This is a genomic window from Kribbella sp. NPDC104218 (assembly GCF_055584105.1).
Genome location: NZ_JBVJMQ010000007.1, coordinates 33127 through 58560 on the forward strand (window position 1 = coordinate 33127; position 25434 = coordinate 58560).

The 25434-nt window shown below is 69.0% G+C and carries 27 protein-coding genes; 17 read left to right on the plus strand and 10 right to left on the minus strand.

The window, feature by feature from the left end:
- The first annotated feature begins 15 nt into the window (after positions 1-15).
- From ACZ6ZD_RS36950 to ACZ6ZD_RS36960, 3 genes are all read left to right on the plus strand, one after another.
- On the plus strand, positions 16-678 hold the full coding sequence (locus ACZ6ZD_RS36950) for a fasciclin domain-containing protein (RefSeq protein WP_465679196.1): 663 nt from the start codon (positions 16-18) through the stop codon (positions 676-678).
- Positions 679-780: 102 nt separating this feature from the next.
- Positions 781-1386: a sigma-70 family RNA polymerase sigma factor gene (locus ACZ6ZD_RS36955; protein ID WP_465679197.1), complete on the plus strand. Its 606-nt coding sequence runs from the start codon at positions 781-783 to the stop codon at positions 1384-1386.
- Positions 1383-2093, plus strand: a complete 711-nt coding sequence (locus ACZ6ZD_RS36960; RefSeq protein WP_465679199.1) for an anti-sigma factor — start codon at positions 1383-1385, stop codon at positions 2091-2093. Before ACZ6ZD_RS36955 ends, ACZ6ZD_RS36960 begins: the two co-directional genes overlap by 4 nt.
- A gap of 6 nt (positions 2094-2099) precedes the next feature.
- Here ACZ6ZD_RS36960 and ACZ6ZD_RS36965 read toward each other — a convergent pair whose 3' ends face one another.
- The 4 genes from ACZ6ZD_RS36965 to ACZ6ZD_RS36980 are packed head-to-tail and all read right to left on the minus strand — an operon-like array spanning position 2100 to position 5554.
- Positions 2100-3401 carry a sensor histidine kinase gene (locus tag ACZ6ZD_RS36965; protein ID WP_465679200.1) on the minus strand — a complete coding sequence of 434 codons (1302 nt, stop codon included), beginning with the start codon at positions 3399-3401 and terminating at the stop codon, positions 2100-2102.
- Positions 3402-3403: 2 nt separating this feature from the next.
- Complete coding sequence (locus ACZ6ZD_RS36970; protein WP_465679201.1) at positions 3404-4090, minus strand: response regulator transcription factor; 687 nt, start codon at positions 4088-4090, stop codon at positions 3404-3406.
- A gap of 26 nt (positions 4091-4116) precedes the next feature.
- Entirely contained in the window at positions 4117-4722 is a 606-nt protein-coding gene (locus ACZ6ZD_RS36975; protein ID WP_465679202.1) for a hypothetical protein, read from the minus strand.
- Positions 4723-4732: 10 nt separating this feature from the next.
- Positions 4733-5554: a tryptophan 2,3-dioxygenase gene (locus tag ACZ6ZD_RS36980; RefSeq protein ID WP_465679204.1), complete on the minus strand. Its 822-nt coding sequence runs from the start codon at positions 5552-5554 to the stop codon at positions 4733-4735.
- A gap of 81 nt (positions 5555-5635) precedes the next feature.
- Between ACZ6ZD_RS36980 and ACZ6ZD_RS36985 the strand changes: the two genes are divergently transcribed.
- From ACZ6ZD_RS36985 to ACZ6ZD_RS37015, 7 genes are all read left to right on the plus strand, one after another.
- Positions 5636-6097, plus strand: a complete 462-nt coding sequence (locus tag ACZ6ZD_RS36985; protein WP_465679205.1) for a hypothetical protein — start codon at positions 5636-5638, stop codon at positions 6095-6097.
- 104 nt (positions 6098-6201) lie between these two features.
- Entirely contained in the window at positions 6202-7656 is a 1455-nt protein-coding gene (locus ACZ6ZD_RS36990; protein ID WP_465679206.1) for a glycoside hydrolase family 76 protein, read from the plus strand.
- A gap of 9 nt (positions 7657-7665) precedes the next feature.
- Complete coding sequence (locus tag ACZ6ZD_RS36995; RefSeq protein ID WP_465679208.1) at positions 7666-8076, plus strand: hypothetical protein; 411 nt, start codon at positions 7666-7668, stop codon at positions 8074-8076.
- A 31-nt stretch (positions 8077-8107) separates the two neighbouring features.
- Positions 8108-9262, plus strand: a complete 1155-nt coding sequence (locus ACZ6ZD_RS37000; protein ID WP_465679209.1) for an ROK family protein — start codon at positions 8108-8110, stop codon at positions 9260-9262.
- 72 nt (positions 9263-9334) lie between these two features.
- Positions 9335-12880: a DUF8189 domain-containing protein gene (locus ACZ6ZD_RS37005; protein WP_465679210.1), complete on the plus strand. Its 3546-nt coding sequence runs from the start codon at positions 9335-9337 to the stop codon at positions 12878-12880.
- Between the two features lie 28 nt (positions 12881-12908).
- Positions 12909-13397 (plus strand): DUF2505 domain-containing protein, encoded by a 489-nt coding sequence (locus ACZ6ZD_RS37010; protein ID WP_465679211.1) that lies wholly within the window; start codon positions 12909-12911, stop codon positions 13395-13397.
- 110 nt (positions 13398-13507) lie between these two features.
- On the plus strand, positions 13508-13693 hold the full coding sequence (locus ACZ6ZD_RS37015) for a hypothetical protein (protein WP_465679213.1): 186 nt from the start codon (positions 13508-13510) through the stop codon (positions 13691-13693).
- Here the strand turns inward: ACZ6ZD_RS37015 and ACZ6ZD_RS37020 are convergent.
- A complete protein-coding gene (locus ACZ6ZD_RS37020) occupies positions 13690-14574 on the minus strand; it encodes an alpha/beta fold hydrolase (protein ID WP_465679214.1) in 885 nt (294 codons plus the stop codon). The two genes, ACZ6ZD_RS37015 and ACZ6ZD_RS37020, sit on opposite strands and share 4 nt — an antisense overlap.
- A 139-nt stretch (positions 14575-14713) precedes the next feature.
- Here ACZ6ZD_RS37020 and ACZ6ZD_RS37025 point away from each other — a divergent pair, with 139 nt between their 5' ends.
- Genes ACZ6ZD_RS37025 through ACZ6ZD_RS37035 form a run of 3 tightly spaced genes read left to right on the plus strand, consistent with a single transcriptional unit; the run spans position 14714 to position 16133 of the window.
- Entirely contained in the window at positions 14714-15346 is a 633-nt protein-coding gene (locus ACZ6ZD_RS37025; RefSeq protein WP_465679215.1) for a TetR/AcrR family transcriptional regulator, read from the plus strand.
- Positions 15347-15383: 37 nt separating this feature from the next.
- Positions 15384-15746, plus strand: a complete 363-nt coding sequence (locus ACZ6ZD_RS37030; protein ID WP_465679217.1) for a hypothetical protein — start codon at positions 15384-15386, stop codon at positions 15744-15746.
- Between the two features lie 21 nt (positions 15747-15767).
- Positions 15768-16133 carry a hypothetical protein gene (locus tag ACZ6ZD_RS37035; protein WP_465679218.1) on the plus strand — a complete coding sequence of 122 codons (366 nt, stop codon included), beginning with the start codon at positions 15768-15770 and terminating at the stop codon, positions 16131-16133.
- A 47-nt stretch (positions 16134-16180) separates the two neighbouring features.
- Here the strand turns inward: ACZ6ZD_RS37035 and ACZ6ZD_RS37040 are convergent, their stop codons facing one another.
- The 4 genes from ACZ6ZD_RS37040 to ACZ6ZD_RS37055 all read right to left on the minus strand — a co-directional run bounded on the left by ACZ6ZD_RS37040 (position 16181) and on the right by ACZ6ZD_RS37055 (position 18711).
- Positions 16181-17170 (minus strand): Kelch repeat-containing protein, encoded by a 990-nt coding sequence (locus tag ACZ6ZD_RS37040; protein ID WP_465679219.1) that lies wholly within the window; start codon positions 17168-17170, stop codon positions 16181-16183.
- Between the two features lie 21 nt (positions 17171-17191).
- Complete coding sequence (locus ACZ6ZD_RS37045) at positions 17192-17494, minus strand: hypothetical protein (RefSeq protein ID WP_465679221.1); 303 nt, start codon at positions 17492-17494, stop codon at positions 17192-17194.
- Positions 17495-17657: 163 nt separating this feature from the next.
- On the minus strand, positions 17658-18311 hold the full coding sequence (locus ACZ6ZD_RS37050; protein WP_465679222.1) for a hypothetical protein: 654 nt from the start codon (positions 18309-18311) through the stop codon (positions 17658-17660).
- Between the two features lie 43 nt (positions 18312-18354).
- Positions 18355-18711, minus strand: a complete 357-nt coding sequence (locus ACZ6ZD_RS37055; protein WP_465679223.1) for a hypothetical protein — start codon at positions 18709-18711, stop codon at positions 18355-18357.
- Between the two features lie 116 nt (positions 18712-18827).
- On the opposite strand from ACZ6ZD_RS37055, the gene ACZ6ZD_RS37060 reads away from it, so the two are divergent.
- Together ACZ6ZD_RS37060 and ACZ6ZD_RS37065 are read left to right on the plus strand one after the other, a co-directional pair.
- Complete coding sequence (locus ACZ6ZD_RS37060; RefSeq protein WP_465679224.1) at positions 18828-19520, plus strand: hypothetical protein; 693 nt, start codon at positions 18828-18830, stop codon at positions 19518-19520.
- Positions 19521-19522: 2 nt separating this feature from the next.
- Complete coding sequence (locus ACZ6ZD_RS37065; protein WP_465679226.1) at positions 19523-19924, plus strand: hypothetical protein; 402 nt, start codon at positions 19523-19525, stop codon at positions 19922-19924.
- 42 nt (positions 19925-19966) lie between these two features.
- On the opposite strand, the gene ACZ6ZD_RS37070 is transcribed toward ACZ6ZD_RS37065, so the two are convergent.
- Entirely contained in the window at positions 19967-20860 is an 894-nt protein-coding gene (locus ACZ6ZD_RS37070; protein WP_465679227.1) for a trypsin-like serine peptidase, read from the minus strand.
- A gap of 173 nt (positions 20861-21033) precedes the next feature.
- On the opposite strand from ACZ6ZD_RS37070, the gene ACZ6ZD_RS37075 reads away from it, so the two are divergent.
- Entirely contained in the window at positions 21034-21918 is an 885-nt protein-coding gene (locus ACZ6ZD_RS37075) for an NAD-dependent epimerase/dehydratase family protein (RefSeq protein WP_465679228.1), read from the plus strand.
- A 162-nt stretch (positions 21919-22080) separates the two neighbouring features.
- Complete coding sequence (locus tag ACZ6ZD_RS37080; protein WP_465679230.1) at positions 22081-25332, plus strand: S8 family serine peptidase; 3252 nt, start codon at positions 22081-22083, stop codon at positions 25330-25332.
- Positions 25333-25434 lie beyond the last annotated feature (102 nt).

Consider the following 25434-nt stretch of genomic DNA (forward strand, 5'->3'; position numbering starts at 1 on the left):
AGGAAAGAGATCGTCATGCCCAAGAACTTCGCTCGCGTCGGCCTCGCCGCAGCTTCGATGGCCCTGATCCTGGCGACCGCGGCCTGTGGCGGTGGCGACAGCAACTCCGGCGACGCCCCCGCGTCCCAGCCGACGTCCGCCCCGACCAGCGCCCCGTCGAGCGCGCCGTCCATGGACAACGCCGCCGGCCTCGTCGGCCCCGGCTGCGCCGACTACGCGAAGGCCAACCCGGACGGCGCCGGCTCGATCGACGGCATGGCCGCCGCGCCCCTGGCCACCGCTGCCTCGGGCAACCCGCTGCTCAAGACCCTCGTCGCGGCCGTGTCCGGCCAGCTGAACCCGAAGGTCAACCTCGTCTCCACCCTGAACGGCGGCGAGTTCACCGTCTTCGCCCCGGTCGACACCGCGTTCGCCAAGATCGACGCCAAGACCATCGACGTCCTCAAGAAGGACGACGCCCTGCTCACCAAGATCCTGACCTACCACGTCGTCCCGGGCCAGCTCGACCCGACCGCCGTCGTCGGCAAGCAGACCACCGTCGAGAAGCAGGACGTCACCGTCACCGGCTCCGGCGACGCGCTCAAGGTCAACGACGCCAACGTCGTCTGCGGCGGCGTCAAGACCGCCAACGCCACGGTCTACCTGATCGACACCGTCCTGATGCCCCCGAAGGCCTGATCCACGCCGCACGAACGCCGTCCGCCGGGTCGGTGCCACAGCGAAAGATTGCCGGTGGCACCGATCCGGCGTCACTATGAGGGTCGAGCAGAGGAAACGAGCGTGACGGATTCCATCCCACTTCCCTGGCCGGGCAGCAACTCCGGTCCGGGAGTCTCCGACAGTGATCTGCTGCAGCGGGTCGCGAGCGGGGACACTGCTGCCTTCAGCACGCTCTACGACCGGATCAGCCCGTGGGTCTACGGCCTGATCCGTCGGGTGCTGCGGAACCCGGCCCAGTCGGAGGAGGTGACCCAAGAGGTGATGATCGACATCTGGCGCACCGCCACCCGCTTCGACGCCGGCCGCGGCTCCGCGCAGGCGTGGATCCTCACCATCGCGCACCGCCGCGCGGTCGACCGGGTCCGCTCCGAGCAGGCCTCGACCGACCGGACGGCGCTGGTCGCCGCCCGCAGCGGCGAAGTCGAGTACGACGAGGTCGCCGACACCGTCAGCACCCGGCTCGAGGCCGAGCAGGTCCGGCGCTGTCTGGACACGCTGACCGACCTGCAGCGCGAGTCGATCAACCTGGCCTATTACAACGGCTACACCTATGTCGAGGTCGCCCAGCAACTCGACGCCAAACTACCTACGATCAAAGCGAGAATGCGCGACGGCCTGATTCGCCTGCGCGACTGCCTCGGAACCACGAAGGGGGGTACCCGATGACGGAGCCCGACGTCCACACGCTCGCTGGTCCATACGCCCTGGACGCGCTACCGGATGAGGAACGGGCGCGCTTCGAGGCCCACCTGGCCGCGTGCCAGTTCTGCACCACCGAGGTCGCCGAGCTGCGTGAGGCAGCGGTCAAACTCGCTACCCAGGTCGCGCTGCCACCGCCGCCGCGGCTGAAGGCCGACGTCCTCAATGCGATCGAGAGCGTCCGGCAGCTGCCACCGCAGGTCAGTGGCGGGTCCGGCCGGCAGCGCTACAGCCGACGGTCGGTGTTCGCGCTGGCTGCCGCAGCGCTGGTGATCGCCGGTGCCGGCGGAGTCGCCGTCGACCAGTACCGCGACAAACAGTCCGCTCTGCAGACCAACGAGCAGATGGCCGCCGTGCTGTCGCAGCCGGACGCCCGGACGTCGCACGGCGCGGTCAACGGTGGCGGTCAGGCCACCGTGGTCATGTCGGCCCGTGCGGACGCCGTCGTCGTCGTACTGCGCGATCTGCACAAGCCGCCGAGTGGCAAGGTGTGGCAGCTCTGGCTGATGGACGCCTCCCAGAAGGCGGTGTCGATCGGTCTCACCTCCGGTGACCTGACGAAGGTCGTCCAGGGCAACGTCGTCGGCAACACCACGTTCGGCATCACCGCCGAGCCGAGTGGCGGCTCCCCCGGCCCGACGTCCGCCCCGGTCGCCGCAGTCCAGATGGCCTGATCCTGCTCAGGGGACGGCGAGGGTCAGGACGACTTCGTTGCGGTGAATGGTGAGGTGGCCACCGGTGGCCTCGGCGTAGCGACGAGCGATGTCGAGGCCCAGTCCGGTGCTGCCGCGGTCGCTGCGACCGCGCTCCCCCGCGCCGAGCGGGATGCCGGGGCCCTCGTCGGCGATGGTGATGCGGATCGCGGTCTCGATCCGGACCATCGTGATGCGGGCCGGCGTCCCGTCGGGGGTGTGGGCCACGACGTTCTCGACCAGTGCGTCCAGAGCGGCCGCCAGATCCTCTGCTGCGGAGCGGACCAGCGCCGGCGGGGTCAGGAGGTCGAGGGTCAGCTCTCGGCCCTGGTCCTCGAACAGTGGCTCCCAGAACGCGGCCCGCTCCCGGGTGACCTGGACGGCGTCGCACTGCGGCACTCGGCCCTCACGCTGCGGACGGCGGGCCGCGCTGATGACTGCGGTCAGCGTGCGCTCCAGGCTGGTGACCTGGGTGTTGAGCTCCTCTGCACGCTCCCGGTCCGGTAGGGCCTCGACCTGGAGCCGGAGCGCGGTGAGCGGCGTCCGCAATCGGTGTGAGAGGTCTGCGACAGACTCGCGCTCGACTGCGATCACCTCGTCGATGCGGTCCGCCAGTAGGTTCAGAGCCGCGCCTACCTTGGCTACCTCAGTTGGGCCGCTGGTTGGCGCCCGGGCCTCTATGTCGCCGGCTGCGAGGCGCTCCGCCGTACTGGCGGTCTCCTCGAGCGGACGGGCGAGGCGGCGGGACACCAGCTCGGCGCCGACGATGCTGACGAACAGGGCCAGCACGCCGGCCGCGACCAGAATCAGGATGCGCGGCGTCAGCCCGGCGTACAGCTCGTCGTCGGTCAGATAGAGGCAGACCGAGGCCGGGCCGTTCGGGGTGTTGACGTCGATCTCGACGGCCAGACCGCCGTTCACGTGCCGGAAGTTGGGCTCGCCGATCTTGGGTGGACCCTTGTGGTCGTCGTCGTACGCGGTCGGCGAGGGTTTCGGGGCCGACACGCCACCGGGCGGGCCGTCGCCGAGCGTCGTCCCGTCGGGGAGGCGGACGGAGATCCGGCCGGGGCCGTCGTTGGCGAGGCCGCTGATGAAGGCGTCGATGTCGTCGGCGGTCTTGTCCCTGTCCTTGCCGCCGAGGTAGTAGGCGACGCTCTCCGCGCGGTAGCGGGCCTTCTCCTTGGACTCCTCGGCCGCCGTACTGCGCAACAGCAGGATCAGCGGGACGGCGAACGCGACCAGCACGATCGTCGTCATACCGACCGAGAGCAACAGGATGCGGCGGCGCACGGTCAGACCTCGGGAGCGGCGAGCTTCACGCCGACTCCGCGGACGCTGTGCAGGAAGCGCGGTGCGGCGGCGGTCTCACCGAGCTTGCGCCGCAACCAGGACAGGTGGACGTCGACCGTCCGGTCACCGCCACCCCACGGCAGCCCCCACACCTCCGCCAGCAGCTCCCGCTTGCTCACCACTGTCCCCGGACGCCGGGACAACGCGAGCAGCAGATCGAACTCCTTACGCGTCAGGTCGACGGGCGCGCCGTCCAGCGTCACCTCCCGGCTGCGCGGGTCGATCTTCAGCGGACCGACGTCGACCGTCGGATCGCCCTGCTGATCCGTACCGAGCCGCCGCAGGACCGCCCGGATCCGCGCGTCGATCTGCGCCGAGCTGAACGGCTTGATCACGTAGTCGTCGGCGCCGGCGTCCAGCAGCTTCACCACGCTCGCGTCGTCGTCCCGGGCGGTCGCCACGATCACCGGCACCGCACTCACCGACCGGACCATCGCCAGTACGTCCCGCCCGTCCAGATCCGGCAACCCCAGATCCAGCAACACCACCTCAGGCCGATCCCGAGCCACCCCCGCAACCCCAGCGGCCCCACTCCCCACCGCCGCCACCACATGCCCGGCCGCCGTCAGCGCCTTCTCCAACGACACCCGAATCGCATCGTCGTCCTCAACCAACAGCACCCGAGCCATACCCCGAGCCTAACCACCCCAACTAACTACTCAGGCGGTTTGAGGCCGGTGGTGCGGAGTTCGAGGGCGGCTAGTTGGCGGATGGTGGCGGGGTCGCCTTGGCGCCAGGCGGTGACGGGGTCGTCGGAGATGCGGGCGAGTTTGTGCATGGGCTGGTTGGCCATGGCGCGGAGGGCGAAGAGGTCGAGGTCTGCGGCGGAGTCGATGAAGCGCTGGGCGGCGGTGGCGCGGCGGATGAAGCGGATGCGGCGCGGGAGCCAGATGAGGAGGGCGAAGAGGATGGGGAGGGTGATGGTGACGGCGGCGAGGACGTAGGCGAGTTGTTCGACGGCGTGGGCCTGGTCGCGGCCGGCTTGGGCCATCCGGGCGGCGGCCCCGGCGGCGCCGTCGATCGGGCTGCGCAGCTCGTCGCCGACGGCGGGGACCTTGCCGATCGGGTCGGACAGCCGGCGCAGGTCCTCGGCCAGACCGTCGCCGGCCTCCGCGGTCTTGCGCCCCGGCGTCCCCAGGGCGTTGGTGATCTTGAAGACCAGCAAGCCGACCCGCACGCACACGTAGATCCACGCGACCAGGAGAAGGTCGCCGAAGAGCTGCCAGAACCGCTGTCCACCGACCTGCGAGTAGAGCTTCACCGCAGTGAGATTAGAGGCTGGAGCGGAGATCCCACAGCAACGGGTAATAACGAAGGTCGAGGCGGCTGCGGAGGTAGTTGGCGCCGGAGGAGCCGCCGGTGCCGGGCTTGGTGCCGATCATCCGCTCGACCATGACGACGTGCCGGGCGCGCCAGGCGGCGGCGAGCTCGTCGTGCTGGAGGAGGGCCTCGGCGAGCTCCCAGACGGCGCCGTAGTGGGCGCGGTCGCCGGCGACCTTGCGCAAGGCGTCGCTGGTTGCGTCGTCGGTGTCGGTCGCGAACCCGGCCGTTCGGAGGACGACGAGGAACGAGTCCCACAGGGTCGGCTCGGTCAGGCGCTGGTCGAGCCGCGCGGTCTCGGCCTCGGTCAGGCCGCGGAACCGCCGGACGAACGACGGGTCCTTCGCGGCCGACAGGAACTCGATCTCCCGGAACTGGACCGACTGGAACCCACTGGCCGGTGACAACCGGTGCCGGAACTCACCGAAGTCCTGCGGCGTCATCGTCTCCAGGATGTCGACCTGCTGGGTCAGCGTGCGCTCGATCGTGTGCACCCGGCGGAGCAGATGCTGGGCCAGCCACAGCTCATCGTTCAGCATCGCGTCCCGGGACGCCGTCAGCTCGTGCAACACCTGTTTGAACCACAGCTCGTAGACCTGGTGGATCGTGATGAACAGCAGTTCGTCGTGCGCCGGCGGGTCCGACTCCAGGCGCTGCTGGTCGAGCAGCTCGGTCAACCGCAGGTAGCTGCCGTACGTCAGCCGGCCGCCCTCCTCGCCGAAGTTCACGTCGACGCCGCCCCACCGGCCTACTACCTCTTCACCACTGGTCATGTGGGGAGACTAACTCAGGCACTTCGTGACCGGTCAGCGATTGGGTCGTTGGACCAGGGGTACGCCGAGTTGAGGAGTTGCATGACCGCCACGGTCGAGACGCCGCTGGTCCCGGGGCCGGTTCAGGGGCCGACGCGCGAAGAGCCGATGATCGAGGCGCTGCTGCTGGACGAGTACCGGTCGCTGGCCCATCTGGCCTATCTGATCCTGCCCCCGGCGCTCAGCCGGGCGCGGCGGATCGCGGCCGCGCACCGGGTGGTGCAGCGCGCGGTGCCCCCGGGGTTGCCGGTGCCGGATCGGGAGCCCCGGGAGTTCCTCCGTCAGCGCGTCGTCCAGGAGGCCACCCGCCAGGCCGCCTGCCGCCCGCTGCTCGACCGCGTCGGCGGTGTCTTCGCCCCGGCCGACGCCCTCGGTTTCGACCCCTGTTCCGTCGAGCTGGACCGGTCGGCGATCGCCCGGCGGGTGATCCGCGGCCGCCGGGTCGCCGTGACCGCCACCGCCGTCCTCGCGGTGGGTCTGTTCGCCGCGCTGCTGACCTTCTGACCGGCCGCGGCCGGTTCGACGCCGGCTTGATGTCTTGACGTCACTCGGGCGGACACCTACTTTCGGTGCACCGCTCACCCCCTACCGCCCCAGGGAGGCTCGTGATGTTACTTGGAATCGTTTCCAGCCTCAGTCTGCTCGTCACCCCGCTCGGCGCGCCCCCGCCGCCGGCGACACCGGAGGGCACTGTGTCGGCACAAGCCGCGATCTGCAACAAGTACTGCGACGCCCGCGACCCGGCCTTGGCGCCCGGCGACCGGGTGCCGGTCTCGACCACGCTGTTCGGCCGGACCTTCAAACTGCATTTCACCGACGCCGACGCGATGGGCTGGGGTTCGGTCGAGAATGGCGACCCCGGCGACGAGGTATGGCTGGACCGCTCGATGGACGGCGGCCGCAGCTGGAGCGGTGGCAGCAAGCTCGGCGCCACGACCACACCAGCCGGCCAGCGCGGCTGGCGCACCCAGATGTACAACGTCGACGACTGGCAGAACCTCGGCGTCGGCGCGCTCCGGGTTTGCGGTAAGGCCAACAGCCGCCCTGAGATCGCCTGCTCCCCCTGGGCCCGGACGACGTGGAACGCGTGGGACCGGCGGACAGCGGCCGCAACCGCCCTCATGCAGGACTACAACCTTGCCACCGGCCTCTTCCGGACGACGGGTTGGTGGAACTCGGCCAACGCGCTCAACGCACTGATCGACAACATCCGGGTCAGCGGCATGCAGAGCTACAAGTACGCCATCGGGCGCACGTACGACCTCAACCTGAATGCGCACCAGGGCCAGTTCCGCAACGACTACATCGACGACACCGGCTGGTGGGGGCTGACGTGGATCGCGGCGTACGACCTGACCGGTGAGGCGCGTTACCTGCAGACAGCACGCATCGACGCCGACCACATGGCCGCGCACTGGGACAACGTGTGCGGTGGCGGCGTTTGGTGGAGTCAGGCAAAGACCTACAAGAACGCGATCACCAACGCGCTCTACATCCAGCTGAACGCCGCACTGCACAACCGGATGCCCGGTGACACCACCTACCTGCAGCGGGCCCAGAGCGGCTGGACGTGGTTCCAGCAGACCGGAATGATCAACAGCGCCAACCTGGTGAACGACGGCATCGACCTGTCCACCTGCCGCAACAACGGCGACACCACCTGGACCTACAACCAGGGCGTTCCGATCGCTGCGCTGACCGAGTTGCACAAGGCGACCAACAACTCGGCGTACCTGACCACTGCGCGTCAGCTGGCGAACGCCTCGACCAGTGCGGCCGGTCTGCACACCTCCGACGGCATTCTGCGGGAGCCCTGCGAGAACGGCGACTGCGGCGGCGACGGACCGTCCTTCAAGGGCATCTATGCCCGCGCCCTCACCAAGCTCAACGACGCCCTCTCCGACCGCCCCTACACGCCCTACCTGCGCAAGCAGGCCGACCGCGCGTACGCCGCCGACCGGACGGCCATGGACCAGTACGGCCTGCGCTGGTCCGGCCCGATCGACAAACTCGACTCAGCTCGCCAGCAGTCAGCCCTCGACCTACTGAACTCCCCTGTCTAACGTTGCCAAGTGGACATCGAAAGCTACGGCACGCAGTGGCGCGCGACGCTGCTGCGTGCCGACCGCCCCTCGGACTGTCTGTTTCGGCTGACCCTGCTCGTGGACCCCAGCCGAGGCGCCGAAGGCATCGTCTTCACCGAGTTCTACGACTACGCCCCGCTCGGCGCCGACGCCGGCCGTGAGTACGGCTACAGCGTCAACGCCCCGTACGACGCCCTCGACGTCCTCGCGGATGCGTACGCGCCGGGCGCCGATCCTGCCCGCGAGCGCCTCGCCGGCGGGCTGGCCGCGCTGATCGACCAAGGCGTCCTGGGCAGCCAGCTGCCCTTGAAAGGCAACCAGGCCAAGGTTCTCGAAGGGTTCCTCGCCGCCGGCGTCCCGGCCACCAAGAGCAACTGGTTCTGGATGAACTCGGACTGAATTGAGCCGGTTTCCGGCATAATTCGGCGGCATGACGGTCGGAACGGATCTTGGCGGGCTGCGGCGGATCAACGAGCTGGCCGTACTGGGCGCGATCCGCGCGGGCGCGGAGACCCTGACCGAGGTGGTCCGCCGGACCGGGCTCGCGCGCGCTTCCGTCGGCGACGTGACGCGAGACCTGGTCGCCAGCGGCTGGATCCGCGAGGTGGCGCCGGTCGTACGCGGGCGCGGGCGGCCGGCAGTGCGGTACGAGTACCCAGCGGGGGCCGGGATGCTGGTCGGGGTGGACGTCGGGGCGTTCAACCTGCGCGTCGTCGTCGGGGACCTGACCGGGCGGGCGCTGGCCTGGCAGCGGCGGGACACGACGCCCGAACTACCTGCTGATCAGCGGATCGACCTGATCGCGACGGCGATCACCGACTGTTTGCGCGAGGTCGGCCAGGGCGACGCCTGGGGCATCGTCGCCGGCAGCACCGGCCGCGTCGGCGACGGCCGGATCGTGCTGTCGGCCGCCATCCCGGACTGGACGGGCGTCGACCTCCGCGGCCAGCTGCGCGACCGCTTCCCGAGCAGCATGATCGAGATCGGCAACGACAGCCGGCTGGCCGCGCTGGCCGAGCAGCGGCTCGGGCCTGGGCAGCCAGAGAGTTTGGTGCTCCTGCAGGCAGGACGACGGACCGGGCTCGGGTTGGTGCTGGACGGCCGGCCGCTGAGCGGGTTCGGCGGGACGGCGGGCGATCTCAGCCGGTTCCCGGCGCTGAAGTGGGAGGGTGCGATCGAGTTCCTCGCGCTGAGCGGCGTCGCGCCGACGAGTGGACCGACCGCTGACCCGGTCGCCGACACGCTCAACGCCGCGCAAGAGGGTTCGCCGGAGGCGCTCGCCGCCGTCCGCCGGTACGTCCGGATGCTCGGGAACACCGCGGGCGCGGTGGTGTCGATCCTGGATCCGGAGGTGCTCGTCCTCGGCGGCTCGCTGGCGGCGCACGGCGAGCTGCTGGTCCCGCTGCTCGCCGCGGAGCTCGAGCTGCTCGTGCTCCGGATGCCGCGCCTCGAGATCTCCGCGCTCGGGGCGGACTCGGCCGCCCTGGGCGCGCTCTGCGCCGCGGCCGACCTGGTGAACGACGCACTCCTCGGAGCTGGCAGCGGCCCGTTACCCGCGCACGCCCGGCCAACCGTTTCCACCTGAATCGAAGGGGCTTGCCAGCTTCCGGGGGCGGACTTATATCTATGGAGTCCGTTCAAAATAAGGGAGTCGCCCATGCCCGAGAACACCCCCGCCTCCGTCGGCAGACGGCAACTCCTCGGCTGGATGGGCGCCGGCGCAGTCGTCGCCGGTACGCCGCTGGGCCTACAGCCCGCCGCCGCGGCCGGTCTGGGAACGCTGGCTGCCCCGCTCACCGTCTGGCTGCCCGCGCCGGCCGACAAGATCAAGCGCGACCGCGCCTTCGGCCCGTCGACCGACGCGATCCGGCTGCAGGCCGCGCGCAACGAGTACGAGTCCGGCCAGGTCGTCGTCCGGACGACGAGCGGCACGACCGAGATCGGCGTCACCGCGAGTGAGCTGACCGGCCCGGGCGGCGCGAAGCTGAGCGGGATCGAGGTCTTCGAGCAGCGCTACATCTACGTCAGCAAGACGCCGCCGGACTCCGCGCCGTACGGGCCGGGCACCTACCCGGACGCTCTCGTGCCGCTCGCCCCGACGCGGCGGATCGCCGTCGACGCGAGCGCCAACCAGGGCATCTGGTTCACCGTCAACGTCCCGCGCGACGCCGCGCCCGGCCACTACACCGGCTCGCTCACGATCACCGGCGGGACGACGCCGGTCGTCGTCCCGATCGACTTGGAGGTCTGGAACTTCGAGCTGCCGGAGAAGTGGAGTACGGCGACCGCAGTGTCGATCTGGTACCAGCAGGTCGCCCGGTCGCACAACATCCCGTACGGCGATCCGCGGCACGAGCCGTTGCTGCGCAAGTACTACGAGTTCCAGCTGAAGCACCGGATGCTGTCGAGTGACATCCCGATCTCGACCAGACCGAAGCTCCAGCATCCGAACCAGCCCCATCTGTTGGCGCCCGGGCCGGGGCAAGATCCGGAGCCGGCCGAGTTCCTGGCCAAGGCGGATCAGTACCTTCGCGATCCGCGGGTGGTCCGGTTCCGCGTCCCGCTCTACACCAGCGGCGACTACGAGAAGGGCTTCCAGACCGACGAGGTCAAGCTCCGCCAACTCGTGGACGGCCTGCGGGCCAAGGGATTACTCGACCGGGCCTACGGTTACTACGCCGACGAGCCGATGACGGACATGGCGTACGAGCACGTCCGCAAGCTCTTCGCGACGGTCAGCCGGGTCGCGCCGGACCTGACACATGTGCTGACGCTGGAGCGACCACCGGTCCAGAAGCTGCTCGACTTCGTCCGCGCCTGGTGTTTCGTGATCACGGTGCCGAAGCCGGAGCTTCCGGAGATCGTTGCCCAGCTCAAGGATCGCGGCGATCTGGTCTGGTGGTACACGGCGGTCAGCCACCACTACCCGCTGCCGGGCGTCTTCATCGCCGACAGCGGCGTCGGGCATCGACTGCTGCCGTGGATCCAGTACAACCTGGGCATCGAGGGCTATCTGTTCTGGTCGAGCACGGTCTTCGGCAAGTGGACCGGCGACGGCTACGAGCCGGGCAACCGATGGACCGATCCGTTCGGACTGGACACCGAGGCCGGCGACGGCTTCCTGATGTATCCGGGCAATGCGGTCGGCGTCGACGGGCCGGCCGGGACCGTGCGACTGGAGTGGATGCGGGAAGGGTTCGAGGATCTGGAGTATCTCGCCCTCTACGACCGTAAGGCCGAGGCACTCGCGGCGAGCTGGGGCGTCGCCAAACCCGAGCGGGGCTTGGGCACGTACCACGACGTCCTGTACGACCGGCTGGCGCCGTACCGGAACGATCCGGCCTTCTTCCACCAGGTGCGAGCGCAGGTCGGCGCCGAGGTCGCCCAGCTGTTCGGGCCGACGCCGGCGCTGGTCCGGATCGACCAGCCGACGGCCGGTCACGTGGCGGTCGACCTGATCACACTGAAGGACGCCGCGGTGACCATCGGCGGCGTCACCAGCACGCCGGTCGCCGTTTCGGGGCCCTCGGCAACGCATCGCGTCGTCCTCGATCTCCCCGCCGGTGAACGGACGATCGCCATTTCCGTTGCCAATAGCAAGTTTTCCCGGACGATCAAGGTCGCCCCGGTCGCAGCGCCGCACGAGATCATGATCAACGCTTTCGAAACCTCAGCGGACGTCGGGCGGCTGACCACCCGGGAGGCATCGGCGACGCTGAGCGATCAGCACCCGACCACCGGCGGCCGGTCAGCGAAGCTGGTCTTCAACGCCAACGCAACCGATCCGGCGTGGGCCGGGGTCTACCTGTACACGCAGAAGGACGGGCAGCCCGCGCAATCGATCGGCCGTAACGACTGGTCGACGATCGACGCGGTCGCGTTCGACCTCTACAACGACTCCGACCAACTGGTCGTGATGCACTGCGACTTCTACGACCCGGTACGCCGGGACGACGGCAACCCGTTCTATCTCGCGCCGCGCAAGCAGCAGCGCGTCGTCGTACCGCTGACGCGACTGGTCAACGATCTGACTCGGATCACATCGATCCAGCTGCGGGTGGACAAGCGGGATGCTGCGCTGACGGTTTACCTGGACAGCGTCCGATTCCTGCGCAGCAAGACCGGGCTGCCGACGCCGGGGACGTGGTCGCGCCAGGACGCCGAGCAGCGGGTCACGTTCCAGACCGTGCGTGCGGACGGGACGATCGGATACGGCCGAGAGAACGGCGCCGGGTTCGAGGTGACGAGTGTCGCGGCCGGCGTGACCGGAGTCGTTGCGGGCGTCGTCGATGTGGCGCAGCGGATGAACCTGGTCGGGCTGACGACCAGCGGCCAGCTGCGGTGGAGCCGACTGGATCGCAGCTGGACGCACACCGTCGTCGATCCGGTGCCGGGCAATGGGCCGCGGGCGACCTTGACCGGTACGCCGGCCGCCGTACTGGATGCGCTCGGCCGCCTGACCTACTTCGCCCGCACCACCGAGGGGAATCTGATCCGCGGTCGGCAGACCGCGCCCGGGGCAACGACCTGGCTGGCGTCGTACGTGCTGGACCGCAGCGGAAGTCGGATGCGGGTCGGCGCGGATCCGATGAGCGTGCAGGACCCGTCCGGGAAGTTGACGTACTTCGTCCGCGGGCACAACGGCGAGCTGCTGCACGGGTGGGAGACCGCGCCCGGCAACGACCAGTGGGCCGTCGATCTGATTCGCCAAGGGGGTAATGGGGTGGCCGCCGTCCTCGAAGGGCGACCGGCGGTGTCCCAGGAGATCTCTGGACGGCTCACGTTCCACGCGCGGTCGTTGGCCGGCGCGATCGTGCACGGCTGGCAGTCGTCGCCCGGCAGCGGGCCATGGCGATGGGACACGCTGCCGCTCACGATCGACGGCGCGGCGGAGTCCGTCACGATCGCCGGCGATCCGGTCAGCACGCTCGATGCCTCCGGCAAGCTCGCGTACTTCGCCCGGACGACGGACAACCGGATCTTCCACAGCTGGCAGCGATCCCCGGCCAGCGGGCCCTGGGACAGCACCGTCATCCGGGTGGACGGCGTCCCGGCCGTGATCGCCGGCGACGGGACCGCGACGCAGTCCGCGGACGGGCGGCTGCACTACCTCGCCCGGCTCGCGTCGGGCCGCCTCGGGCACTGGTGGCAGGACGTGCCGGGTAACGGCCCGTGGCGCGGAGGTGAGGTTGCCGATGCCTGAACTCGGCGAGTGATGCCATGATGGCGCCATGGAGCTGAAGCTTTCCGCGTCGTACGACGCCACGCCCGAGGAAGTGTTCGCGGTCGTCACGGACAAGACGTTCCGGGAACAGGCCTGTGAGAAGACCAACGCGTTGTCGTACGACGTCCAGGTGAGCACGTCCGGCGCCGACACCGTCGTCAAGGTGACCCGGGAGATGGCGTCGGACGACGTCCCGGACATCGCCCGCAAGTTCGTCGGGGGCACGCTCACCGTCGTCCAGACCGAGACCTGGCACGCGGCGGCCGCCGACGGCTCCCGGACGGCGGACGTCAGCGGCGAGATCACCAACACCCCGGTCAGCCTCAAGGGCACCGCGAGTATCGTCCCGGGCGGCGCTCAGACCGCCCAGGGGATCGAGCTGGACGTGAAGGTCGCCGTACCGCTGATCGGCAAGAAGATCGAGCCGTTCGTGGTCGACGCCATCCGCAAGGGCCTGGAGAAGGAGCACGAGCTCGGCCAGGAGTGGACCAAGTAAGTCCCGCTGAGCGACACCCCCGCCCCCCAGGTGCGCGGGGGTGTCGCTCATCGGTTTGCCCGGCCTCCGGTGGCATGGTGGTCAGTGAGCGCTCTCCGGAGGTGAGCCTGATGCGGAAGTTCCAGTTGGTGGCCGATACCGCTCAGTTCTGCGTGATCTGCGCGGGGACGATGCCGTTCGAGCGGGTCGACGCGGTCGATCACGCGGGTGACGAGACCGATGAGCTGGTCTGCGTCGCGTGCGGCTACGCGCTCCTGGTGGATCCGTTGCTGCAGGAGCTCGACCGCTCCGCCTAGAGCGGCGGGCCGAAGCCGCAGATCACCCGCTTGGCGCGGGCCGGGTCGAGGGCGTTGGCGACCAGCTGCGCGACCGTCGGGTCGAAGGCGAGGCCGACGTGACCGACCGGGTCCAGCGGGCAGACGTCCTGGACGAACTTGTTCGTGACGCCGGGCTCGCGGATGAACGACGTCTCGTGCGGTGTGACGAGCGCGTCGAGCCGGCTCGCGATCACCGTGTACTTGACGCCCGGCTGGGCGATCGGGCCGGTGGTGAGCTGTTTGATCGCGGAGCCGCCGACGATGATCTCCTTGCACGCCGGGCAGCCGAAGTCCCGGAGGACCTGGTCGACGAGCGGCCGCAGCCCGAGGTAGTCGCCGACGCTGACCAGGCCGGCGAACGTCGTCCCGTGGGTGGGCGGCGCGAGCGCGACGACCTTGCCGACGGATCCGGCGTACCCGCGGACCTTGGGGCCGTAGATGCTGTGGAAACCGCCCTCGGAGTGGCCGACGATGTCGACCTTGGCGGCCCCGGTGGTCTGCCGGACGCGCTGGACGAAGGCCTGGATCTGCGCGGCCGACTCCGCGATCGGGATCGTGCCGCCGACCGGGATCAGCGGCGACGCCTGACCGTAGGTGAGCGTGAAGGCGCAGTACCCCTTCGCGGCCAGGTACGGGCCGAGGAACGAGTAGTTCCCGGGGCCGTTGCCGCCCAGGCCGTGCAGCAGCACGACCGGGTTCGGGTGCGCGGCCGACGGTTTGCAGGACCAGTTGTCGAAGCCGGCGGACGGGGCCGCGGTCGCGGCCGGGGTCGTGGTGACCAGGGCGGTTGTCACCACGGCGGTCGCGAGCAGGGCTTGGGCGGCCCTGCGTAACAAAGTGCTGGTACGGCGGTTGGACATGGTGGGACTCCCCGTGACGTGTCGGTCGGTGACCGGTGGGTAACGGAAAGTTGAGCAGGTTTCCGGGTTATGAACAAGAGCTCGTGTTCAAAACACATCACTTGGTTACGCAGACCGCACCGGGGGTAACGTCCAGCGCATGAGTCGGACCATTCGGGGACTGGACGCCGAACAACGGCGCGCCGAGCGACGCGAGCAGCTGCTCGACGCCGCGCTCACCCTCTTCGCCGCCAACGGCTACCTGAACACCTCGATCGAGCAGATCTGCACCACGGCGTACATCGGCACCAAGAGCTTCTACGAGCTCTTCAGCAGCCGCGAGGAGTGCTACGTGGCGCTGCTCCGCCGGACGTCCGAGCGGCTCGAGGCCCAGATGGCCGAGGCCGCCAAACAGGCCACCGGCAACGAACGCCAAGAAGCCCCCCGGCTGCTCGCGACCTTCGTCCACGCCCTCGTCGACGACCCGCGCGTCACCCGCGTCACCTTCGGCATGGCCGCCGGCATCTCCGAATCCGCCGAACGCGAGCGCCGGACCAACCGCCGCTGGTCGGCCGCCTTCCTCGAACAACTCTGGGACCACTACGACGGCCCGCCCACCGAAGAGCACCGCCCCCTGCGCCACTCCGTCGCCATCGGCCTCGTCGGCGGCATGTTCGACCAGATCTCCGACTGGCTCCTCGACGCCGACCTCACCAGCCCGGCCCAGGTCGAGCTCCTCATCGACGACCTCACCACCTTCTACATCACCGTCCGCCGCGGCCTCACCCGCTGACTGTCACGCGAACGGGTAGCTCCCTGTCTTAGGGAGCATGAACTCACGAAAACTCGCGACGCAGCTGACAGCTGTGCTGGCGACCGCCCTGGTGAGCTGCATCGGTCTGGCACCTCCCGCGAGCGCCAAAACACCGAACACCTACTACTGGCGTGAGCACACCGTCCAGATCGACCAAGAGCCCGACAACGGCGCCGGTAGCTGGGCCTGGGTCAAGAACGGCGGCCGCGGTGGGGTGAAGCTGGTCGTCTCCTTCGGCCAGGAGCGCTGGACCTCGGACCGCATCCCGCCGCGGACCGACCAGGCGTTCAATTTCACCCAGCGCGCCGTGCTGACGGTGCAGGTGTGCGAAACGAACTTCCTCGGCCGCTGCTCCGAACTCTGGTACCCGGACCTCTGATCCTTTCGGAAGGAGTACGACATGAAGTTCTTGCGTACGACGATCCGGCGCGGCGCCGGCGTCCTGGCCCTTGCTCTGGTGTCCGCGGCCGGTGTCGCGACCACCGCGTCCGCGGTTGAGGTGACCAACTACTGGCGCGAACACACGATCAAGTTCGACAACAATCCCGGGAACGGCGCCGGCAGCTGGATCTGGGCCTGGAACGGCGGCCGGGCCGGGATCAAGGTCAAGGTGAAGTTCGCCGACGGCGACTACTTCGAGAGTCTGGGCATCGCGAAGAAGTCGAGTTTCAGCGTCGAGGGTAGTTCGGATGTCCGCTGGGTGGAGATCTGCGAGATCAGCGGCAAACAGCGGTGCTCCGGTCAGTACCTCGACCCGGACTGGTAGCAGGTACCTGCTCGAGCTGCGGGGCGGAGCAGCTCGAGCAAGCCCGCTTACCGGAAAGCGTCGTTGGTGGTGGCAGGGTTCAGGCGGGTGATGGGTCCGCCGCCGGGTACGTAGATGGTGTTGCCGAGAGCAACCGCGGCCATGCCGTGGCGCGGGGTGCGCATGTCGGCGTGCCTGGTCCAGGAGTTGGTTCGGGTGTCGTAGGACTCGTTGTGGGGAAAGACTCCGGTGGGCGAAGCGTCGTTACCTTCGCCACCCATCAGGTAGATCCGCGCGCCGACGACGGCGGTGGCGCCTCCGCTGCGCGGCGTGCGCATCGGCGTACCGGTGGTCCAGCGCCCGGTGCTCAGGCTGAAGTGAAAGACCGTGGCTTTGGGGTTACCGATGCCGTTGGCGCGGCCACCCAGCGCGTAGAAGGTGCCGGCGACGACGGCGCCGCCGAGGTGATCACGCGGCTCGGGCAGCGGCGGGAGGGCCTGCCACTTGCGGGTGACCACGTCGTACGCCGAGAACGTGGCGACCGTGTCTTGTAAGCCGCCGGGGCCGGGGACCAGCTGCCGCAGACCGCCGGCGATGTAGATCTTCGTGCCGGACGTTCCGACGGCACCGCCGCCACGCTCCGAACCGGCCGGCATCGTGGGCAGCGAGCTCCATCGATCAGTCTTCGGGTCGTAGCTGAAGGCGGCCCCGGTGGCTACCCAGGGGCCGGAGCCGGTGAGGCCGCCGAGAACGTAGATGTTGCCGCCGACCGCGGCGATGTTCGGATGATTGATTGCCATTGGCAATGGCGCCGCGGTGGACCAGGTGTCGGTACGCGGGTCGTAGACCTCGACCCGGCGGGTGTTCGTGTCCGGCGTCGTCCCGTCGAGACCGCCGATCACGTAGATCTTGCCGTTCAGCGCTGCCACACCGTGCTCTTGACGGGGCCCGCCGGCGAGGGGAGCCAGCGACCGCCATCCGGCCGCGGCGGTCGCATTCGGAACCAGCAACACACTGCCGACTATCAGAACCAGGAGAAACGCCACCACACGACGCATGGCCAACCTTTCGGATCGAGGTCATCGGAGATAGAACAGGGGCGAGCAGACACCGGCGTCGATATCCGCCTCGAGGTGCACGGTGCGGATCGTTGCCAACGGCCACCAGTCCCCCGCCGACTCACCCGGCTCGATCCGATCACCGACGTATTCGCGGTTGTCGGCGAACCGGACGTGCAGCCGAACCCCACCCCGGCCGCAGTTGTCGACATGTGCCCACGCGCCGACGCCGGGATGGTTGCCGGCCTGGACCGCGCGTCCTTGCCAGTGGAAGCTGCGGAGAACGGGCGCGGCTGGTGCAGCCCATCCCAGTAGCTCGAGCATCGAGCGCCAGTTTGCTCGTTTCATACCCCTACAGACAGACAGCTCTGAGAAGCTGTGACCGCTTGCAGGTAACGAGAACAGGCGCGGACCGGGCCCCTGTCCCAGGACCCGGCCCTGCCTACTGGCCGTCCACGGGCAGGTGGACGGTCAGGTCTTCACCCGGTCACGGACCGACCGGGACCAAGGTGTTGTAGGAGAAGTAGGAATCCCGCAGGACGTAGTGCTCGACCTGCTTGTCCAGGTAGAGGCCGACACTGCGCCCCGAGGCGACGTGGATCGTCTTGCCGCCCTCGGCGAAGTCGAATTCCACCTCCATGACCTGCGCTCCTCGATTGCTGACCCACGCCCAGGCCGCCCGCCCGAACCCAGGATCGTTGTCGATCTGCACGGTCACCGCGGGCCCACTGGTGTAGTTCCAGGTGTAGTTGTGGTGACCGCCGTTGGACGACGGCTGGACCGCGGCCCGGCAGCGGCGGCTTCCCGAGCTCTCACAGACGATCAGGCCGGTGACCGGCGAGTCGTACGAACGATGCCAGGTCGTGCCCGACTTGATGCTCTCGGACTTCGGGAAGTTCTCGTTCCGGCGGTAGGCCTCGACCTTCAGGCCGGCGCGACCGCCGTTGTGGACCCAGGCCCAGCCGGCGGCGCCGTTGTCCGGCTGGTTGTCGATCTGAAAGGTGTGCTCCCGCCACTTCCAGGTGTACGGCGAACCGGCGGGAGCCGGCCCTTCGGCCGACGAATGCGGGGCGGCGAGGACCGAAGCGGCCAGGGCGAGCACCGTCACGGTGACGCCGCGGCGCAGCATGTTGAGTCTCATGCCCACCCAGACCGACAACCCGGCCGCCCTGTGACAGCGTTGCCTAGATCGTGCCCGAGCACCGGGTCGGGCGGTTGTCACGGTCGAGCTCGCACAGCTGTGCCCACACGACGTGGTGGTCGATGATTTCGTACGCCTTCCCCTGGTTGTAGTCCAGGACGAAGTGCTGGCTCTGGATCGGAGCGTCGTGTTTGAGTTCCAGCCGGAGCTTCGTCCCCTTGCGACCGTTGTAGAACCACACCCAGGCCTTCACCCGGCTGCTCGGATAGCGATCGATCTGCATCTCGTGCCCTTCCCACTTCAAGTTCGCGTCGTACGCCGCGGACGCCGTCGCCGGCGCGATCGTGATCGCCGCGGCAACCGCCACCGTCAAGGCCAACCCACGGGCTGCTCGTGTCATGAGAGGAGTCATGCCGACAAGACAGCCGCCCTTCGCCGGTTGTGACAACGCCCCGCGTGATCGCCGTCACGGCCCGGCCCGTCACAGGTCGACGGCGTCGAAGGTCATTGCCTGGCATGAAGCCAAAGATTGCCGGAGCCCGCCGTACCGCATTCATCCTGGCGGCGGCCGCCCTGTCCGTGATCCCCCTCGCGCCCGCGTCGGCGTCCACCGCGCCTGATGCCGGCCCCAGCGCCTCGCCGCGGTACACCTGGAAGAGCCCCGGCGGGAGCACGCACGCCGTGCAGTACGACAACAACCCAGGCAGCGGCAAAGAGAGCTGGATCTGGGTGCAGAACGGCGGCAAGGGCAGCGTGAACGTCGAGTTCTGGGCATACGGCCAGAATCTCTACCAGTACACGAAGTCCGTCGGCGGCGGTAAGAGCGAGTCCTTCGACGTCGACACGGGCAACCTCATCTACGTGAAGATCTGCGAGACCGCCTCCGGGGGCTCCTGTTCCGAGCGGTTCTCCAACCAGACCCCCATCGCGGCCCGCGAGTTCACCTGGACCAGCCCCGGCAAGAGCAAACACGAAGCTGCCTTCGGCAACAACCCGAGCGGCGCCACCATATCGAGCTGGCTATGGGTCAAGAACGCCGGCCGCGGCAAGATCCACCTCGAATACCTGATGTACGACGGCTTCACGCAAGGCAGCGAGATCGTCGACGGCGGCAAGTCGAACAGCTGGAGCTTCCCCTACGGAAAGATCGCCCAAGTACGCATCTGCGAAAGCCGCGGCGACAACAACTGCTCCCCCTGGAGATACTGACCATGCCGACCCTAGCGATCCTGGTCGCAGCCGGCGCGGCACTCATCGCCGGCCCGGCTACCGCCACACCTGCGGTTGCTGCCGATTACGACTGCGACGGCTGGGTTGTCTGCACGATCTCGATCACTCCGTTGCGCGCGGTCGGCAAGTACACCGCGCAAGTCGACAACAAGTACTCCGCACCCGGCGCCAAGAGCTGGGTCTGGATCAGTACGACCAATCTGGGCGCGCATGTCGATTACTACCTGGACGGCGACCCCGAGATGCACAAGCTCTACACCGACAAGAAGAGTTCGCGGGCACTGCCGCTGGGCATCGACGTCACGAAGTTCCGGGCCTGCGGGCCGAACGGGTTCGGCCGCGACGAGTGCTCCGACTGGGCCTGGCCGGCGCTTTGGACGTAAGGCTGCTGAGCGCCGGTCGGCAGCTGCCGACCGGCGTCCTGGTCAGCTGACCATCAGGTCCCACATCTCTTTCACGATGGCTTGGTTGGGGTAGGCGCGCCCGCTCGTCGAGTTGCCGTGCGAGTGGACTGTCCAGAGCCAGCCGGGGCCGTCCGGGCCGAATTGCACGTCCCGGATCCACCCTGCCCCACTCGATCCGAAGCCGTTCGCGCCCTTGAGGATCGCGGCGCCCCGGTCCGGGGTCGTGCGACCCCAGACGACCCGCCGGGTCTCGCCACGCCAGGGCTCATTGGTCGGCCAGGACGCTTCCACGGTCCAGTGTTCCGGTGTTTCCCCCCACGTCAGACCGTTGGCGATCCCTGCGGCGTCCTGCAGGGTACGGCCGTTGCGCTCTCCGAAGGTGACGAATCCCTGGTCGTAGCGGACGTCCTTGTGATCGATCCACGCGGTCGGAACACGTGATCCCGTCCAGGACCACCTGCCCAGCTTCGACGGCCCCTTGTTCCAGGCCGGCGCGAAGACGATGTCGGTGGACCACGCACCGCCGGTTCCGCCGTGCAGGCAGTGGGCCGCGGTGATCACCAGATTCTGTTTGGGGCTGGACACGATCGAGGCCGAGCACGCGCTGTCGCCCGCCGGCGTCCGGAAGAACAGCTTCCCGGCGCCGAACGGAACGGCGTGCGCCGCCGTCCCACCGCCGCTCCGCTTCGGCAGGACCGGGTCGACCACCACGCCGGACGACGTCGGCAGCGAGCTACCCGTGCTCCCCGGAGCGGGGGCGGGCGCCTCGAGCTCCTTGGCGTTCCGCATCCGCTCCGGCGTCCAGTAGGTCAGCGTGTCCGCCTCCGAGCGCACCTCGGACTGATTGCTGGACGAACTGCCCGAGGGCTCCTCGAGGGTGTCCGCTTTCGCGGCGTTGGCTGGGATCAGACTCATGGCCGACAGCGTCGTGGCTGTCAGCAACCATAGTTTGCGCATGCCCAGAAAGACATGACGCGCCATCGGCTTGTGACACGGCTGCCTGTCACGAAATCAGCGGGTGTTCGGTCATAGCGGGCGACTAGTTGACACAGGCAACGTGTCAGGTCTCGACAAGGAGGTTCATCAGCATGAAGGTGGCGCTCACGGGGGCAACCGGGTTCATCGGCTCGCACGTTCTCACGAATCTGCTCGACCATGGTCATGAGGTCACCGCGCTGATGCGCGACGACCGGGGCGCCGATGCGCTCGCCGTCCGCGGTGTGCGGCCGGTCGTCGTCGATCTCACTGATCAGGCTGCTGTGACGAAGATCTTCGAGGCGGCGGACGGCGCCGTCCACACTGCCAGTCCTGGCGACGCGACGAGTGCCCAGGTGGACTCCTCGGTGGCTGACGCGGCGATCGCGGCGTACGACGGCAGCGGACGGCCCTACGTGCACACCGGCGGCGTCTGGACGTACGGCAACAGCACCACGATCACCGAGCAGTCGCCGTTCGACCCGGCGTCCGTCATCGCCTGGCGCAAGCCCATCGAGGACCGCCTCCTCGGCACCGCCGGCATTCGCGCGACGATCACCATGGCCTGCAACGCGTACGGCGACGGCGCCAGCGGCTCCATCCCCGGCATCATCCTGAACTCGCCGCGGGACGACGCCGGTCGCCTGGTCATCCTCGGCAGCGGCGACCAGCACTGGGCCCTCGTCCACGCCGCCGACCTGGCCGACTTCTACCGCCGCGCCCTCGAGAACCCCGCCGCCCACGGCCGCTACCTCGTCGGCAACAACACCGCCGAAACCCTCCGCACCCTCACCGAAGCCGCCGCCCGCACCCTAGGCGCCCCCGGCGCCACCCCCGGCTCCACCGACGAAGCCCACACCCGCCTCGGCACCGGCTTCGCCGACGCCCTCCTCCAGGACCAAGTAGTCACCTCCACCAAAGCCACCACCGACCTCGACTGGCGCCCCACCCGCCCCACCCTCCTCGAAGTCCTCCACCAAGGAGCCGCCGGCAACTAACCCCGCACCAACTCACTACGGAGGTGCTGTCGAGGTGCCGGGACCGTGTTGGTCGCGGTGCCTTGCAGCGTTTGGCGGGCTCGCGCGTCCTGGGGGCGTAGAGCTCAACGTAGGGAGAAACTCATCGTGCGAATTATCGCCAGATCGAGGCCGGCTGCCCTGGTGGCCGTTGCTTCTGTCGCTGCCCTGGCGCTCAGTGGGCCGGCTGCGGCTGTGCCCAAGCCGCCGGGACCGCCATCGGGGTCGCAGGTTCAGCAGGTCACGCTGCTGACCGGTGATCGGGTGACGCTTCGGGACGGGGGTCGCGGGGCGGCCAGCGTCGAGGCGGGTGCCGGCCGGGGGCAGATCACGTTCGACGTTTATCGCGCCGGCGGCCGGCTGTACGTCGTACCGTCCGACGTCCGGGACGACGTCGCCAAGGGGCGGCTCGATCGTCGGTTGTTCGACGTTAACGGTTTGATCGCTGCTGGGTACGACGACCGGGCCAGTACGTCGATGCCGGTCATCGTCACGTACGCCGCGAAGGCGCGGAACCGGACGGCGCTTCCGGGCGCGACCAGGCAGCTGCCGAGTGTCAACGGAGCTGCGGTCACGGTCGCGAAGTCCACGAACGTCCTCGGCAGTCTCCGGAAGGCGGGCGTCGACCAGATCTGGCTGGACGGGAAGCGGCGGCCGGCGCTGGACGTCTCCGTGCCCCGGATCGGCGCTCCGACCGCGTGGCAGGCCGGATACACCGGCGAGGGGGTGAAGGTCGCCGTCCTGGATACCGGGATCGACGCGTCGCACCCCGACCTGACAACGCAGGTCGCGGCGGCTAAGAACTTCACCACCGAGGACGGCGCGGACCGCGTGGGTCATGGCACCCATGTGGCGTCCACCATCGCCGGAACCGGCGCGGCGTCCGGTGGGAAGTACAAGGGCGTCGCGCCGGACGCCGAACTGTACGACGGCAAGGTCTGCGAGCAGGCGGGCTGCTCGGAGTCCGCGGTCCTGGCCGGGATGGATTGGGCCGCGAACGAGGTGCGGGCCAAGGTCGTCAACATCAGCCTGGGTGGTGAGGACACTCCGGAGCTCGACCCGCTGGAGGCCGCCGTGAACCGGCTGACGGCCGAGACCGGCACGCTGTTCGTCATCTCGGCGGGGAACGGCGGTCCGACGAACGGAACGGTCAGCTCCCCCGGCAGCGCGGACGCCGCGCTCACCGTCGGCTCGGTCGGCAAGGTCGACGACAAGCTGTCCCTCTTCTCGAGCCGCGGCCCGCGCGTCGGCGACAGCGCGGTCAAGCCGGACATCACGGCTCCCGGCCAAAGCATCGTCGCGGCGAAGTCGAAGACCGCGACCGTTGGTACTCCGGTCGGCGAGCACTACGCGACCATGTCCGGTACGTCGATGGCCGCACCTCACACTGCCGGTGCCGCGGCGTTGCTGGGGCAACAGCACCCGGGCTGGAAGGCCGGTGAGCTCAAGGGCGCGTTGATGGGTTCCGCGAAACCAGCGGCGGACCAGACGGCGTTCCAGCAAGGGGCAGGGCGAGTGGACGTCGTCCACGCGATCAAGCAGACCGTCATCAGCGATCCCGGCAACCTGTCGTTCGGTACGGCGCTTTGGCCGCACGATGACGACGTGCCGGTTACCAAGGAACTCACCTACCGCAACCTGGGCGACCAGCCCGTCACGCTCGACCTCGCGGCAGAGCTCAAGGCGCCGGACGGCAGTCCGGCTCCGGCGGGCGCGTTGAGCTTGAGCGCGACCAAGCTGACGGTGCCGGCCGGTGGGACGGCGTCCGTGCAGGCGACTTCGAACACCAAGCACGCTGGTGCCGATGGCTTCTACTCGGGCCGAGTGACCGCAACCAGCGGCGAGAGCTCGGTGACGACGTCCATCGGGGTCGATCGGGAGGACGAGCACTACACGCTGACGCTGAAGGGCATCGGCCCGGACGGCAAGCCGGCACCGCCGGAGGGCGTGGTCTACGGAATGTCGGACCACGAGCTGACCTTCTACGGCAGCGGGCAGTCGGAGGTCCGGTTGCGGCTGCGCAAGGGCGAGTACGTCGTGGACAACCGCATCACCGCGGCGGACTCGAAGTACTGGACGTCGCATCCGAGCCTGCAGCTGACCGCCGACAGCACGCTGGTCATCGACGCCCGGAAGGCGAAGCCGATCAAGGTCACCGTCCCGAAGGCCGACGCGTCGCTCGCGATCGCGGCGATCGGCTACAGCCGGACGGGGACACCCGGCTGGGCCTTCGACTCGATCGCGGTCCTGCCGAATCTGGACCGGGTCTACACGCTGCAGCTTGGCCCGGAGCTCGGGAAGGACGCCCTCAACAGTCTGATCACCACGCAGTGGGCCGAACGGAACTCCGCCGGCAAGTTCGACAACTCGCCGTACCTGTACGCGCAGGCCGCTGAGGTGGCCGGCCGGTTCCCGACCGGTTATGTGCGGAAGCTGCGGCCGCAGGACTTCGCCGTCCTCCGGCAGCAGCTCAACGCGGTCGGCGAGCGGCAGACCTGGCGCACAGTGGTCGCGGCGCCATCGAACTTCCTTGCCCTGTGGACCACCGCGGTGCGCTACGACCAACCGAGCAAGTCGACCGCGATGGTCGACGCCGACGGCGCCAAGTGGTACACGGACGTCGTCCAGCCGACCAACCCGGACGCCGATCCGGGCAGCTCTCCGGATGACTACGCCACCTGGACAACTTCACCGTCCCGCAAGTACGAGAGCGGCCGGACCTATCACGAGCGGTTCAACGCGGCGGTCTTCGGGACGGCGCCCAACAGCTCCGCGCGGGACGGCGACGGGCTCTTCCTGTACGTCCACGGGGTCGTCGATGCCGATGGCAACCGTGTGGATGCCGTACTCGAAAGCCAGTCCAGCAAGCTATTCCGCGACGACGAACTGATCGGAGAGAGCGACCGCTTCGGATTCTTGGGCAGTGTCGACCTACCCGCGGCGAAGTCGACGTACCGATTCGAGGCCACCCAGACCCGCCCGTCGTCCACCGGCCTGAGCACCCGCACCGACCTCCACTGGACCTTCACCTCAGCAGAAACCACCACCGAAACCCGCATCCCACTACTCGGCATCGGCTACCGCCCACCGGTCGGCCCCGACAACATCGCCGACCGAACCCCAACCACCACCCTCCCAGTCACCCTCGCCGGCGACCGAGACGACACGGGCGCGAACCTCCCCCTACCAAAGGTCGCCTCAATCCAAGTCCAAGTATCCGGCGACAACGGCCAAACCTGGCAACCGACCTCGGTGTCAGCCGCCGGCCCAGGCGAATACCGAGCCACCTTCGCCACCCCAACCGGCGCGAAGGCCGTCTCACTGAAGACAAAGGTCGTCGACACCGAGGGCCGCATAACCGAACAGACCACCATCCAGGCCTACCCCCTGCGCTGACCCGAGCCCGGGGGGGGGGGGGGGGGGGGGGGGGGGGGGGGGGGGGGGGGGGGGGGGGGGGGGGGGGGGGGGGGGGGGGGGGGGGGGGGGGGGGGGGGGGGG

What these genes read in the sequence shown, in the direction of transcription:
- ACZ6ZD_RS36950 (WP_465679196.1), top strand. Translation starts at nt 16, where the DNA reads ATGCCCAAGAACTTCGCTCGCGTCGGCCTCGCCGCAGCTTCGATGGCC.
- ACZ6ZD_RS36960 (WP_465679199.1), top strand. Translation starts at nt 1,383, where the DNA reads ATGACGGAGCCCGACGTCCACACGCTCGCTGGTCCATACGCCCTGGAC.
- ACZ6ZD_RS36970 (WP_465679201.1), bottom strand. Translation starts at nt 4,090, where the DNA reads ATGGCTCGGGTGCTGTTGGTTGAGGACGACGATGCGATTCGGGTGTCG.
- ACZ6ZD_RS36980 (WP_465679204.1), bottom strand. Translation starts at nt 5,554, where the DNA reads ATGACCAGTGGTGAAGAGGTAGTAGGCCGGTGGGGCGGCGTCGACGTG.
- ACZ6ZD_RS36985 (WP_465679205.1), top strand. Translation starts at nt 5,636, where the DNA reads ATGACCGCCACGGTCGAGACGCCGCTGGTCCCGGGGCCGGTTCAGGGG.
- ACZ6ZD_RS36990 (WP_465679206.1), top strand. Translation starts at nt 6,202, where the DNA reads ATGTTACTTGGAATCGTTTCCAGCCTCAGTCTGCTCGTCACCCCGCTC.
- ACZ6ZD_RS37000 (WP_465679209.1), top strand. Translation starts at nt 8,108, where the DNA reads ATGACGGTCGGAACGGATCTTGGCGGGCTGCGGCGGATCAACGAGCTG.
- ACZ6ZD_RS37005 (WP_465679210.1), top strand. Translation starts at nt 9,335, where the DNA reads ATGCCCGAGAACACCCCCGCCTCCGTCGGCAGACGGCAACTCCTCGGC.
- ACZ6ZD_RS37010 (WP_465679211.1), top strand. Translation starts at nt 12,909, where the DNA reads ATGGAGCTGAAGCTTTCCGCGTCGTACGACGCCACGCCCGAGGAAGTG.
- ACZ6ZD_RS37015 (WP_465679213.1), top strand. Translation starts at nt 13,508, where the DNA reads ATGCGGAAGTTCCAGTTGGTGGCCGATACCGCTCAGTTCTGCGTGATC.
- ACZ6ZD_RS37020 (WP_465679214.1), bottom strand. Translation starts at nt 14,574, where the DNA reads ATGTCCAACCGCCGTACCAGCACTTTGTTACGCAGGGCCGCCCAAGCC.
- ACZ6ZD_RS37025 (WP_465679215.1), top strand. Translation starts at nt 14,714, where the DNA reads ATGAGTCGGACCATTCGGGGACTGGACGCCGAACAACGGCGCGCCGAG.
- ACZ6ZD_RS37030 (WP_465679217.1), top strand. Translation starts at nt 15,384, where the DNA reads ATGAACTCACGAAAACTCGCGACGCAGCTGACAGCTGTGCTGGCGACC.
- ACZ6ZD_RS37035 (WP_465679218.1), top strand. Translation starts at nt 15,768, where the DNA reads ATGAAGTTCTTGCGTACGACGATCCGGCGCGGCGCCGGCGTCCTGGCC.
- ACZ6ZD_RS37040 (WP_465679219.1), bottom strand. Translation starts at nt 17,170, where the DNA reads ATGCGTCGTGTGGTGGCGTTTCTCCTGGTTCTGATAGTCGGCAGTGTG.
- ACZ6ZD_RS37045 (WP_465679221.1), bottom strand. Translation starts at nt 17,494, where the DNA reads ATGCTCGAGCTACTGGGATGGGCTGCACCAGCCGCGCCCGTTCTCCGC.
- ACZ6ZD_RS37050 (WP_465679222.1), bottom strand. Translation starts at nt 18,311, where the DNA reads ATGAGACTCAACATGCTGCGCCGCGGCGTCACCGTGACGGTGCTCGCC.
- ACZ6ZD_RS37055 (WP_465679223.1), bottom strand. Translation starts at nt 18,711, where the DNA reads ATGACACGAGCAGCCCGTGGGTTGGCCTTGACGGTGGCGGTTGCCGCG.
- ACZ6ZD_RS37060 (WP_465679224.1), top strand. Translation starts at nt 18,828, where the DNA reads ATGAAGCCAAAGATTGCCGGAGCCCGCCGTACCGCATTCATCCTGGCG.
- ACZ6ZD_RS37065 (WP_465679226.1), top strand. Translation starts at nt 19,523, where the DNA reads ATGCCGACCCTAGCGATCCTGGTCGCAGCCGGCGCGGCACTCATCGCC.
- ACZ6ZD_RS37070 (WP_465679227.1), bottom strand. Translation starts at nt 20,860, where the DNA reads ATGAGTCTGATCCCAGCCAACGCCGCGAAAGCGGACACCCTCGAGGAG.
- ACZ6ZD_RS37075 (WP_465679228.1), top strand. Translation starts at nt 21,034, where the DNA reads ATGAAGGTGGCGCTCACGGGGGCAACCGGGTTCATCGGCTCGCACGTT.